Consider the following 13,021-nt stretch of genomic DNA (forward strand, 5'->3'; position numbering starts at 1 on the left):
TCTCTCAAGAAACAGTCCTCGGTAAGTGTCCAGTTCGTCCTATTTGTCTGTTGCAGTCGGGCTTATCTGGCAGTCTTGCACGAGAGATATCCTGCTACGATACGAAACGGAAATGGGTTCACGATTTATAAGTGTTTATTTATTAGTGCTTTAGGATGCTCTGCTTCCGCTACACGTCCAACAGTAAAAGTCTTTCCCACCTCGATCGACTGAATATTCCGATGGCTCAGGAAATATTACCTCTCTAAATATCGCTGTTTCAGAATAACTATATTGATATGTCGCGATGTTCCGATATAATGCGTATGAGATTCATCGGACTGGCCGCTGTTTGAATCGGGGAATGAATCTCCCGCAGGCCGGTCTGCATGGAATCTGCATGGAATCTGCTGGGAGAGCATCATGGCATACATTCTGATTGGTTCACTGCTGATTGGCCTGACTCTGGGTCTGCTCGGTTCGGGCGGATCGGCGATTACGGTGCCCATTTTAGTCTATCTCGTGGGACATGGCACCAAGGAATCCATTGCCGAATCCATGGCGATCGTGGGAATGATCTCCATCGCCGCTGCAATCCCTTATGCCAGTTCTAAATTGATCGACTGGCGCAGTGTGGTCTTCTTCGGACTTCCCGGCATGCTGGGAACCCTCGCAGGGGCCTGGCTGGGAGGTCTGGCCACGGAGACGTTGCAGCTGGTAGTCTTTGGCACCATCCTGCTGGCTGCCGCCTTCGTGATGTTTCGCAGAGCGCGCGGACCGGAGGGTGCCCACGAATCTCTTGAGCCCTCTGCGCAGCTGTCACCCCGCTGGAAAATGGCGGCGGAAGGAATCGGCGTCGGAATGCTGACTGGCTTCGTAGGAGTGGGGGGCGGCTTTCTGATTGTTCCCGCGCTGGTCATTCTGGGCAAATTACCCATGCGAAAAGCGATTGGTACGAGCCTGGTCATCATCGTGATTAACGCTACCGTCGGATTCGTCAAGTACGAACACTTTCTGGTCTCACACCAGATGTCCGTCAACTGGCAGACAATTCTCGTCTTCACCTTGATCGGCATCGTCGGCAGTGTCGTGGGGCACAAATTAAATGCCCACCTGAATCAACATGTTTTAAAAACCGTCTTTGCCGGATTTCTGATTCTGCTCGGCGGGTTCGTCATCGTCCATGAAGGCAGCAAACTGGTACCTGCAGCTGCTCGGCAGGCGCGCATGACAACTGGCAACAACTATGTGCTGCTGCCTTCTCACCACAGAAATTCCACCTTTCAGCATCAGGGAGATGAGTGATGTTATTGAAATACTTTTACGATCAGAAACTGGCCCATGCATCGTATCTGGTGGGCTGTCAGAAAACCAAAGAAGCCATCGTAGTCGATCCGGGACGTGACATCGAACAATACCTCGAGATGGCACAGCGTGAAGGTGTCAAACTGACCGGGGTGGCTGAAACCCATATCCACGCCGATTATGTTTCCGGTGCCCGGGAACTGGCAGAACGCGTGGGAGCGAAGTTGTACGTTTCCGATGAAGGTCCTGCAGAATGGAAGTACGAATACGCGGACCAGTACGAGACACAGTTGTTGAAAGAAGGAGATACTTTCCAGGTCGGGAACATTCGTTTTGACGTCCTGCACACTCCCGGTCATACACCGGAAAGTATCTCCTTCCTGTTGACCGATCAGGGCGGCGGTGCCAATGAACCGATGGGAATCTTCACGGGAGATTTCGTGTTCGTCGGGTCGATTGGACGTCCGGACCTGCTGGAAGCTGCTGCCGGCGTTCAGGGAAGTGCCGAAGTCGGTGCGAAGCAGCTCTATCATTCGGCCCAGCGTTTTAAAGAATTACCCGACTATCTGCAGGTCTGGCCGGCCCATGGTGCGGGCAGTGCCTGCGGCAAGGGACTCGGAGCGATTCCGTCTTCCACCGTTGGTTATGAAAAACGATTCAATCCGGCGCTGCAGTATGCAGACGAAACCGAATTCGTGAACTACATCCTGTCCGATCAGCCCGAAGCACCCAGCTATTTTGCGGTGATGAAACGCGTCAATAAAGAAGGACCGCTGGTGCTCGGCAAGGTCACGCTGCCCAAACCGCTCCCGGCATTGCAGGAGTCGCTGGTCAGTTCCACTGCTACCGTGATCGACCTGTCTCCTTCCAGTGAATTCGCGACAGCACATGTGCCGGGCACAATCAACATCCCGCTGTCGATGCTGGCAGCCTGGGCGGGCTGGCTCGTCGACTACGATCAGCCGGTCTACCTGATCGCAGACGCTGCCGACCTGCCGGAAGCCTATCGCGTATTACACAAGATCGGCATCGATCGCGTCTCCGGCTGGTTCGAACGGAGTGGAGAGATCCGGTCTGGTCGGGCGACGGAACACTATCCCGTGAAAACGCCAGCCGAACTCGCGCCCCAGATCGAGTCTGGCGAGGTAACGCTGTTTGATGTCCGTGCTGACTCGGAATGGAGCCAGGGACATGTTCCCCAGGCCGAACACCGGTTCCTCGGACATTTTCCTGACATGATATCTACCCTGGAATGCCATCAGCCAGTGGTCGTGCAATGCCGTAGTGGGGCTCGCTCTGCAATTGCGGCCAGTCTATTGCAGGCGGCTGGTATTGACGTCATCAACCTGGCTGGTGGCTACCAGGCATGGGAAACCACGGGACTACCCACTACCGGCAGCTCCGGTCCCATCAGTTGTTCTACAAGTTCCGCAGCAGCCTGTTCACTGGAGAAAAAATCATGACTGACCTCGTCGTTTTACTCGCGGTGCTGGCCCTCTGGTTCATCTTGAATCTCTGGATCCTGCCCCGACTGGGAATGCAGACCTGTCTGAGTGGGCTGTGTGGACTCAACCTCCAGCCTTGTCCTCAACCTGTAAAAACCGCTACCACTGACCGTCGAGATCCACAAGCGGTATCCCGACATCCAGAACAGGGAGAATAAAAATATGATTTCCGATGTGATTGCAGAAACAGAGAATCAGGCACAGGTGCAGCCACCTTCCGAGAAAGTCGTGCATCACCAGGTTGTGATTGTCGGCGGCGGCAGCGCGGGTATTACGGTCGCCGCGAAATTGACCAAAGGCTGGCTCAGTGATTACGACGTGGCCATTATTGACCCGTCGGAGAATCATTATTACCAGCCGGCCTGGACCCTGGTCGGTGGCGGAACCTTTCGCAAGGAAAGCACGCGACGCACCGAAGCCTCCGTGATTCCCCCCAAAGCGAAATGGATTAAAGACGCCGTCGTTTCATTCGAACCAGAGCGGAACCGCCTGAAAACCCGTGATGGACAGACCATTGAATACGATTTCCTCGTGGTCAGTGCAGGCATCGGTATCAAGTGGGATGCGATCTCAGGCCTGAAAGACGCGCTCGGCAAAGAGGGCGTCTGCAGCAACTACTCGTTTGAGTCGGTAGGCAGTACCTGGGAGAATATCCGCGATTTCAAAGGGGGAACCGCAATCTTCACTCAGCCCGAAACCGGCATCAAGTGCGGTGGCGCGCCGCAGAAGATCTGTTATCTCGCGGATGACTATTTCCGTAAATCAGGAGTACGCGATAAAACGCAGATCATCTTCGCCTCGGGCAGCAGTACGATCTTTGCCGTCGAAAAGTATCGAAAAACGCTGGAAAAAGTGATCGATCGCAAAAATATCGATACCCGCTTCAATCAGAAGCTGGTCGCCATCAGTGCTGAGACAAAAGAAGCCATCTTCCAGCATACGGAGACCGGTGAAGAGACCACGATTGCGTACGACATGATTCATGTGACGCCCCCGATGGGGCCACCGGCGTTCATTGCTCAGAGCCCCCTCGCTGACGAAAAGGGCTGGGTGGATGTCGATAAGTACTCGCTGCAGCATGTCCGTTATCCGAATGTATTTGCTCTCGGAGACAGCAGTAATCTGCCGACTTCCAAAACGGCAGCCGCCATCCGCAAACAGGCACCGGTGGCCGTCAGGAACCTGAAAGCGGCCATCGCCGGCAAACCGCTGACGGCGAAGTACGATGGTTATACATCGTGTCCGCTGGTGACCGGGTATGGCAAACTCGTGCTGGCGGAATTCGACTACGACAAACATCCCCATGAAACCTTTCCCTTCGATCAGTCAAAGGAACGCTGGAGCATGTGGGTTCTGAAAAAATACTTTCTCCCCTTGCTCTACTGGAAAGGCATGCTCAAGGGACGGGCGTAATCACACAACGGGACTGCGATTTTATCTGTGAATAAACTGGAAAGGGCGTCAAAGTGAAGAAGTCAAACTATCTACGGAATTTAGTTGCCTTACTGCTGGTCTGTGCCATCGCCGGAACCGCACTCGCACAGCGGGGGCCGGGACGCGGCAAAGGTCCCGGGCGGGGGCAGGGACATGGACGAGGTCACGCGGGAGTCGGACAGGGTCAAGGAAATGGTCATTCGCAGGCACATGACCGGGATCATGCCGACTTCCGTTACCTCTTAACGAATCATCAGAAGATTCGTCGCGATGTGCAGCTGCTCCCCAATGGCGTCAAGACGCTGACGGAATCCGATGATCCCCAGGTGGCAGCGAAAATCCGCGAACATGTCTACTGGATGAAAGAGCGGATTGAAAAACAGCAGCCCATTCGGATGCGGGATCCCCTGTTCGCCGAACTCTTCCGGCATGCAAAACAGATCAAAATGGTCACTGAAAACACACCCAAAGGTGTGCGGGTGATGGAGACTTCAGAGAACCCCTACGTTGTGAAGCTCATTCAACAACATGCGAAGACCGTTTCGGAATTCGTCAAACGGGGATTCCCCGAGGCGATGAAGAACCACCCGGTCTCTACGTCAGCCAAAGAGCCTGCACCGCTGGAATACCATCATCCCCGTATCAAGGAATATGGCAAGGTCGTCCAGTTGCCTGGCGCAGCTCAGCAGCCACGGGATCAGAGTAAAATCTGTGTCGACCTGACCAAGGGAGGCCCTGCTGACAAGCTGAACCCATCCATCGAAAAAGTGGCTCGCTTTGTGAATATTTATGAGGGGGCCGGGAAGGATCCTGCGGCAGCTAAAATCGCGGTCGTTCTGCACGGCGATGCCACGCTTTGTGCCTTGAATGATGATGCCTACGCGGAACGCTTCGATACGAAAAGTAATCCGAACCTGGATTGCCTGCACGAACTGCATGAAGCTGGTGTCGAGATCTACGTCTGTGGTCAGTCACTTGTCGGCAAAGGGGGCCAGCCGGATCAGGTGGTTGTATTCACGGATGTCGCGGTCTCCGCACTCACGTCTCTGGTGAACCTGCAGGCAGACGGCTATGCCTATGTCCCACTGAAATAAAAAACAGAAGAAAATCACTTCTGTCGGTCTCTCTGTGCGTATAATCCCAAGCGTACGCACAGAGTAGGGAAGATACGCGCCTGCTGCTCCCTGTGAGAGATGGCCGAATTTGGAAAGAAGACGATGCAACGACGCTGGCTGACGCTACCGGTTACTGGACTGGCCCTGTTAATTGTGTTGACGACACTGTCTGCACAGGAGGCTTCTGAGGAACCACAGAAATCACTCCTTCCGGAGGCGTACCCTCCCGGGGAACTGGGAACCATCGTCAAGCTGGGTGAAGAGATCGTCGCACGCACACACGAGCATCCACTTTCAAAACAGTATATCGGGAATAAACTCAACTGCACTTCCTGTCATCTGGAGAACGGCACCAATCCACAGGCCGCCAGTTTTCTGGGAGTGGCTTCCGCTTACCCGGCCTGGTCTCCCCGTGAAAAACGGGTGATCACACTCGAAGATCGTGTGCTGAACTGTTTCATGCGCAGCCAGAACGGGATTCGTCCTCCCCTCGGCAGCAAAGTATCAGTGGCGATTACCGCGTATATCACCTGGCTCTCCTCGGGCTCTGAGATCAAAATGAATCATCAGAAACCACTGGGCCCCCGTCATGTGCAGCCCCTCAGTCTGCAGGCGGAACTGGCTGAAGAACGACGGGGCGCGAAACTCTACGCAGCACGCTGTGCCGACTGTCACGATGCATCAGGCGCGGGAACATCCGAAGGACCACCAGTCTGGGGCACAGATTCCTATAACGACGGCGCGGGACTGAGCAGAAACGATAAGCTGGCAGCCTGGCTCAAAGTGGCCATGCCTCCGGGGGAAACCGATCTGACCGAGCAGGAAGCCCTGGATATCGCCGCCTATGTGAATTCGCATTCGCGTCCGCATTTCATCCTGGAAGAGCATCTGCCCCCGGTCGAACAGCGCGGCGTTTATGACTGGCAGCCCGCTGCAGCCCCGGCGAAGTAGCTGTCAGGAATGGTTCGGTTCCGGATAGAGCCATTTCTGGAGCAGCCAGCTTAACAGGGGAATCATCACCCAGGTCATCAGCGGAACTGTAATCGAGGTGGTGATCGCGCTTCCGATCAGGAAATGCAGTTCGCTGGTATAGGGCCGAATCAGGTTGATGATCGGTATGATACTGATGTAGACGGCGATCCAGATGATGATGGCCATCTTGTATTTGGGGGGATGCGGGCGATGCTCATCCTGGTGTGAAAATTCAAACCAGGTTTCCAGCCCCGTGTTGTGAGTGATCACCGGAGGACGGTGCTCAAGGGCGTGCAGGCGGGAGATCCAGTGCTCCCGTTCGGGAGAATTCTTCCAGCGTTCCAGATTCTCCAGTCGGTCAAACCTCAGTACGATCTGATAGGTGGGCCGGGAGCGGGATTCCTGTTTGAGGACCGTCGTTCCCAGGTGACCGGGAAATTTCAGCGAAGCCTGGATGGTGTTCGTCAGCGTCTGCTCCCATTCCTTTTGATTTCCGGGAGCAGGGTGGGCCGTCACAACCATGGTAACGGGATCGGAATCTGTTGAATGCATGCGTCCTGTACTTTCGAGTATCCAGGGTAATCGTAATTCAGTCAGCAGGCGGGGCGCTGATGTGTCCGTGAATTGAAACTATTGTTCGTCCGGATGTGTCATTTTGTGAAGTGGCCATTTCGTGATTTTTCTGCAGAGCGTTAAAGACCCTGTAAATAACATCTTAGGGACACTGAAAACCATAAACTTGCACCCGGCAGTTTACCATTGAGAAATTCATCTAGGCAACCCCCAGAAAATCTGATAATGGAAGCCAGCGATCCCGATATATTAACTGAGGGGACGATGGTTGCCCGTCAGCGTGGAGAAACTGTTCAGGGATTGTAAAAACTGCAAGTGTTGTGTGGAAGGATTCACATCAATGAACGCGTTATCGTATCGGGCTGGTATTACTCTTATTTTCGCAGGCCTGTTAGTTCAGACAGGCTGCGCTGCCAGAAACCATACGGAAGCCGGCATGGCCAGTGGCGCGGGGATCGGTGCTCTGGCCGGTGCGATTATCGGCAGTAATTCCGGCGACGCCGGAGCAGGTGCCCTGATTGGAGCTGCAACGGGTGGACTCGCCGGCGGTTTGATCGGCAATGCGGAAGATGCCCGGGAAGAACGCGACGTCGCCATCGCCCAGGCAAATCATGAACGCATGGCACGCGGGGCGATCCGCAACAGCGACGTCATTCAGATGGCCCACAGCGGCGTCAGCGATTCCGTCATCATGGGCGCCATTCGCAGTCGCGGCGGTGCTTTTGATCTGAGTCCTCAGACGCTGATCATGCTCAAACAGCAGGGACTGAGTGACCAACTGATCGAGTACATGCAGCAACACAACTACGTCAGCACCACTGCCGAGCCGGTCATTGTCCGGGAACGGGCAGTTGTGACATCGCCCTCGGTGGTCTATGTCCGACCCCGTCCGCGTCCACGGTATGTCCGCCCGCACTACGGTGTGCACGGGCACTTCCACTTTTAAGGATCGCGACTGACAACGCGGGCGACCGCTTTGTCTTTCCAGTCAACGGTCAGCCACAAAATGGCCTGTCCGTCCTGGCTGCCTGTTGCGACAAAGCGTCCATCGGGAGAGAAATCGACCGAGGTCACACCCTGTGAGTGGCTGCTCAGCGTCAGAATTTCCTTACCCGACTTCGTATCCCACAGTTTGGCGGTACCATCGTCGCTGGCTGTGAAGGCCCGCGAATCGTCTGGCGAAAAGACGACCGATTCCACCGATGCCGTATGACCGGCCAGTACCTTTTTCTCTTTAGTCGCGATATCCCAGATAATCGCCGTATTATCTTCGGAACCGGAGATCAGCCGCTTACCATCGTGTGAAAATGCGACTTCCAACACGGGCCAGTCGTGTCCTTTAAAAGTGGATAGTTTTTTGCCGGTCTGGGCATCCCACATCACCAGGGTCTTGTCATCGGAGGCAGTCACAACTTTTTTCCCGTCGGGAGAGAAGACTGCGCTCTTCACGTGTGTACCGGGTTGATCGAGGCTTAACAGCATCTCGCCCGATTGTGCATCCCAGATTTTCGAAGTCCCGTCATCGCTGGCGGTCACAATCCGATTCCCCTGGGGTGAGTAGCGAACCGTATTTACATAGCCGGTATGTTTCTGTTCCAGTTTCATTTCTGCCTGTCCGGTTTCGGTATTCCAGATCTTCGCAGAATTATCCCAGCTGCCGGTCACCAGCCATTTACCGTCTGGAGAAAACGAAGCAGAGGCGACCACGCCGTGCGGGTGGAAGGCCATCAACTGTTGGGCCGTCACACCGTTCCAGAGCCGGGCATCGCGACCGCCGACCGTCAGAATGGAATCGTGATAGGGTGAGAAGACCGCCGTCCAGAGCATGCCGCCCCGGGCTTTGAAATCCAGGAATGGTTGCAAGTGTCCGTTATTACCGGGAACCTGCAGCTCTTTTCCGGTATCCAGCGCCCAGACTTGAATCACCCGCTGTTGCACGTTCGCAGTTAACAGGCGCTTGTTGTCATGGGAAACACTGACGGAGTTGATCAACCCGTTGGCAGGATGAATGGTCTGCGTGACTTCCGGTGTTGATAAATTCCAGATTCGGACCAGTCCATCCGCACAACTGGTGACAGCTTTGGTGCCGTTATCAAACACGTCCATCGACATAATGGCATCGGGGTGCTTCAGAATCTTTTGCTGGTTCTCTTCACCCGTCGTGATGTCCCAGTTACCCACGGTATTATCACCGCTGGCGGATAACAGCGTTTTTCCATCCGGCAGGAAGGCCAGCCCATTAATCCTTCGCGTATGTGCTTCCAGGCGGTGCAGCTGTTTTCCACTGGCGACTTCCCACACCATGCAGCGTCCGCGAGCGTCTCCGCTGGCGCAGTAGCGCATGTCATCGGAAAAAGCGACGGCACTGACTTCCGATTTGTGGCCGCGCAGTTCCCGGATCAATTTACCGGTTTCAATGTTCCAGATCCGTACGGTCTTTTGATCGCTGCCCGTCAGCAGTAGTCGGGAATCGGCGGAGACATCAATGGCGGCACTCCGTCCCGTATGTTCAAATCGCTTGTGTTCGGTCCCCGTCTGAATATCCCAGATCCGAACCGAGTTATCTACAGCAGCCGTTGCCAGGCGTTTCCGGTCCGGCAGAAAGACGGCACTGGAAGCCAGAAAGGCATGACCTTCCGTAAATTCTTTTTCCGGTGTGCCGGTCGCGACATCCCAGGAGATGGCGGTTTTATCACGGCTGGCAGTTACCAGATGCTTGCCATCTTTCGAGAAGGAGACATCCAGAACCGCATCGACATGCTTCTCCAGAACCCGGCCTTTCAGCGTGCGGATCTCGGCATAACCGGCGATGTTCCACAGTTTCGTATGTGCATCGTGACTCGCGGAAAGGATCCACTTACCATCGTTCAGTAACGTTGCCACCTGGACCCAACTGTCATGACCGCGGAAGGTCTTGATGGCTTTCACCGTTTCCACGTCCCAGAGTTTAACCGTGTTATCGTGGCTGGCAGAGATGATCATCGAACCATCCTGCGAGAATTCGGCAGACTGCACGCTGTCCTGGTGACCTTCGAATGCGAGGTAGGGAGGCGCATTGACTTTCTGTCCAGAGACGATTTTCGAGAAATCGAAGGGGACAATGTCTTCCGGTTTCCAGAGCAGAACCCGGCGGTCATAACCGCTGGTTACGACATGCGTGCTCTGTGGATCAGGTGAAAAATGAGCGGAATAGATCGGCCCCTGGTGTCCGGTGAAGGGCGCGCCTTTTTCTCCCGTCTCGACCGACCAGATCACGGCGGTTCCATCCTGGCTGGCGGTGACAATTCGCCGTTCATCGGTTGAGAAATTCGCATCCCAGACCCACCAGTTGTGTCCCCAGAAGCGTCGGATCTGTTGACCGGAGTCGACGTCCCACAAGCGGGCTGTCTTGTCATACGAACTGGTCAGCAGTCGCTCTCCGTCTTTAGAGAAGCTGATGCTCAGAATGCCTTCGGTATGTCCCCGGTCGAATGGTGCGCTCTGGCTCGGATCTTCAAACTTGCGGGCGATCGGCAGATGCGTTTCCAGGTCCCAGAGCTTGATGTAGCCGTTCGGGTCTTCACTGCCGGTCGCCAGGATTTTCCCATCGGGGCTGATGGCTGCTGCCAGCACCGGGTGATTATTATGATCGAACGTCGCCAGAATCTGACCGGTTGCACGATCCCAGAGCCGGGCAAAACCATCGCGGCTCCCCGTAACATACTGCGTATTGTCCTGCGACAACGCCAGAGAGTCCACCGGCGCCTTAGCGTCGTAAGTCCGGCTACTCTGCGAACAGAGATGCATCAACCGACCCCATTCCCAGTTCCGCAGCCGCTCGGGACATCCCTTGAGCAGTTCGATTGCACTTTCGAATGCGTTCTCATCAATCTTGGCCGCCGCCAGTCCAATACGGGCAATGTAGGCCTCGTACTCTTCTGCTTCTTTGGCCTGTTCTGCTTTAATTCGCTCGACATTAGCTCGGTCACGTTCCTGAATCGCAACTTCCCGGTTTTTGACCGCTTCTTCACGGGCAATTTCTTCTTTCTCGCGCGCTTTATCCGCCTCTTCTTTTTGCGCAATGGCGACTTTTTCCGACTCAATCGCCTGTGTCAATGCGATCGTTTCTTTTTCTTTCGCTTTCACGGCATTGTCACGTTCTTCTGCAGCGACTTTTTCAGCTTTTCGTGCGTTTTCCGCTTCAGCACGAATCCAGAAGAAAGCTCCGGTCACAATGACCAGCACGGTTGCCAGCATGCCCACGAACACCCGCTTAGCGGTTTTCAGACGCTGCTGACGCGCATCGCGCTCTGTCTGGGCTTCGCGGATCGAGTCGATCAGGTCGGCGTGTCCGGATTCTTCTTCCTTAAGTAAGGAGAGCGCGAGGTCGTAGTCCCCCTTGGCATACGCGGTATTCGCATAACACAGGGTTGTCTTTTCGACGCCTTCCCGGGCGGTCTTGTTTTCCGGCCAGAGGGAAACGGCTTCCTGGAATCCAAATAGGGCACGCGAGAACATTTCGTAATTCTCGGTATCGATGGCCTGTTTCAAATCTTCTTCGGCCCGGGTTGCCAGTGAGATACTCTCTGAGTGCGACTGATACTGCAGAATGGCCTGCTGAAGTTCTTGTACACTCTGGTAGCGGTCTTCCTGTCTCAGGGCCATCGCCTTCATCGCGATGTCAACCAGCTCACCGGTTTTCTCGGTCGGCACGATTTCGTTCTTGGCCGCCGACATCAGACACTTCATGGCGGTCTTGCCCGTATGCGGCGGACGTCCCGTCAGAATTTCATACAGAATCGCCCCCAGTAGATAGATATCCGACAGCGGTGTGATCTTATCGACGGGCCCGGTTGCCATTTCCGGTGCCATATAGGCGGGAGTCCCCCCCATGCTCGAAGTCGTGATAATGCTTTCTGATTTCCGGAAGCCCGACGTCGACTGGGCAAGCCCCCAGTCCATCACCAGCACTTCGCCGAACTCACCCAGCATCACGTTTTCGGGCTTCAGGTCGCGGTGAACCACGCTCCGTGAATGGGCAAACGCGACGGCATCGGCCACCTTCATCAGGATATTCAGATTTTCGCCCAGCGAATTTTTGCGGATCGTCTTCAGCCAGGGACGTCCTTCGACTTTTTTCATTGAGTAGAAGAGCGCGCCGCTGTTGTTGCTACCCACATCGTAAATGGGAACGATGTTCGGGTGATCCAGTTCTCCGGTGACGACTGCTTCGGCCAGGAACTTATGCCGCTGGTCTTTGTTCTTGGCGGTTTTGCCCTTGAGCATCTTGACCGCGACCTGACGGTCAATTGAAGTCTGGCGCGCAGTATAGACCACACCCATACCTCCCTGTCCCAGGACTTCCAGCAGTTCGTATTCCGCATTCTCCAGGTATTCTGAGTTGATCTTGTCGCTGAAGTCACGTTTTTTGATCACGAGCGAAGTCTGGTTCGTCAGTTCCTCCAGGGGAACTTCCCGGGCCTTGATGGTCATTTCCGGGCCTTCCGGAATCGTAGCCATCCCGGGTCCCCAGGCATCGTTCATGGTCGCCACCAGTTCCGGGGGCACGTCGTCAGAGACAATGGTGGCGTCAATGTCGGCAGGAGAGCTGCCATCCTCGACCAGGGTTGCGCCAATATCGGATTGATCCAGCGGCTCATCGATGATCAGGGTCTGGTCGTTACCTTGTTCGGGCTGATCGTTGGGGTTTTCGCTGACCGTCTGCATGCCGGCCCAGCTTTCATGCTCTTCCTCGGTGATCGTCCGGTCCAGATCATTCAGGTCCGGATCGACAATGGTGGCATTGATTTCATCAGACACGCCGGCGTCGACCATGGTCTGATCGTTGCCTGCCAGGTCTTCATAAGTATCATTTTCCGAATCAGACTCTTCCATTGTCTGGAACTGATCATCAGACATTGTGGCATCCGACGTGTCTCGCGCTTCATCAGCCAGCGCTTCGGAATCCCATTGATCCGAAATGATCGTCTGGTCGATGTCACTGCCAGCTTCATCGGAATCAGAGAACGAATCGGGCAGCGTCTGATCATTGCGCAGGCTCTGATCGTCGTCAGCCGATGCTTCGTTCTGTTCTTCTTTGTCCGGAAATTCATTCATAATGATACCCGCATGTTGTCGCTCATGGCGACGATCTCAGTT

General features: G+C 54.9%; 9 protein-coding genes. 7 read left to right on the plus strand and 2 right to left on the minus strand.

Annotated features, from left to right (window positions below; all coding sequences use genetic code 11):
• Positions 1-402: 402 nt before the first annotated feature.
• The 6 genes from F1728_RS30475 (at position 403) to F1728_RS30500 (ending at position 6,289) form a co-directional block, all read left to right on the plus strand.
• Positions 403-1,284 carry a sulfite exporter TauE/SafE family protein gene (locus F1728_RS30475; RefSeq protein WP_155367162.1) on the plus strand — a complete coding sequence of 294 codons (882 nt, stop codon included), beginning with the start codon at positions 403-405 and terminating at the stop codon, positions 1,282-1,284.
• Positions 1,284-2,747, plus strand: a complete 1,464-nt coding sequence (locus tag F1728_RS30480; RefSeq protein ID WP_155367163.1) for an MBL fold metallo-hydrolase — start codon at positions 1,284-1,286, stop codon at positions 2,745-2,747. Before F1728_RS30475 ends, F1728_RS30480 begins: the two co-directional genes overlap by 1 nt.
• Positions 2,744-2,947: a hypothetical protein gene (locus tag F1728_RS30485; protein ID WP_155367164.1), complete on the plus strand. Its 204-nt coding sequence runs from the start codon at positions 2,744-2,746 to the stop codon at positions 2,945-2,947. Before F1728_RS30480 ends, F1728_RS30485 begins: the two co-directional genes overlap by 4 nt.
• 4 nt (positions 2,948-2,951) lie before the next feature.
• Complete coding sequence (locus F1728_RS30490) at positions 2,952-4,202, plus strand: NAD(P)/FAD-dependent oxidoreductase (RefSeq protein WP_155367165.1); 1,251 nt, start codon at positions 2,952-2,954, stop codon at positions 4,200-4,202.
• A gap of 53 nt (positions 4,203-4,255) precedes the next feature.
• Positions 4,256-5,317 (plus strand): DsrE family protein, encoded by a 1,062-nt coding sequence (locus tag F1728_RS30495; RefSeq protein WP_155367166.1) that lies wholly within the window; start codon positions 4,256-4,258, stop codon positions 5,315-5,317.
• A gap of 123 nt (positions 5,318-5,440) precedes the next feature.
• Positions 5,441-6,289 (plus strand): c-type cytochrome, encoded by an 849-nt coding sequence (locus F1728_RS30500; protein WP_155367167.1) that lies wholly within the window; start codon positions 5,441-5,443, stop codon positions 6,287-6,289.
• 3 nt (positions 6,290-6,292) lie between these two features.
• On the opposite strand, the gene F1728_RS30505 is transcribed toward F1728_RS30500, so the two are convergent.
• The gene (locus F1728_RS30505) at positions 6,293-6,862 is read right to left on the minus strand and encodes an antibiotic biosynthesis monooxygenase (protein ID WP_149340531.1); all 570 of its coding nucleotides are present in this window, start codon (positions 6,860-6,862) and stop codon (positions 6,293-6,295) included.
• Between the two features lie 361 nt (positions 6,863-7,223).
• Here F1728_RS30505 and F1728_RS30510 point away from each other — a divergent pair, with 361 nt between their 5' ends.
• Positions 7,224-7,829, plus strand: a complete 606-nt coding sequence (locus F1728_RS30510; protein WP_145041324.1) for a glycine zipper domain-containing protein — start codon at positions 7,224-7,226, stop codon at positions 7,827-7,829.
• Here F1728_RS30510 and F1728_RS30515 read toward each other — a convergent pair.
• Positions 7,826-12,979 (minus strand): protein kinase domain-containing protein, encoded by a 5,154-nt coding sequence (locus tag F1728_RS30515; RefSeq protein ID WP_155367168.1) that lies wholly within the window; start codon positions 12,977-12,979, stop codon positions 7,826-7,828. The two genes, F1728_RS30510 and F1728_RS30515, sit on opposite strands and share 4 nt — an antisense overlap.
• Positions 12,980-13,021: the final 42 nt, after the last annotated feature.

This window comes from Gimesia benthica (genome assembly GCF_009720525.1).
Taxonomy (GTDB): Bacteria; Planctomycetota; Planctomycetia; order Planctomycetales; family Planctomycetaceae; genus Gimesia; species Gimesia benthica.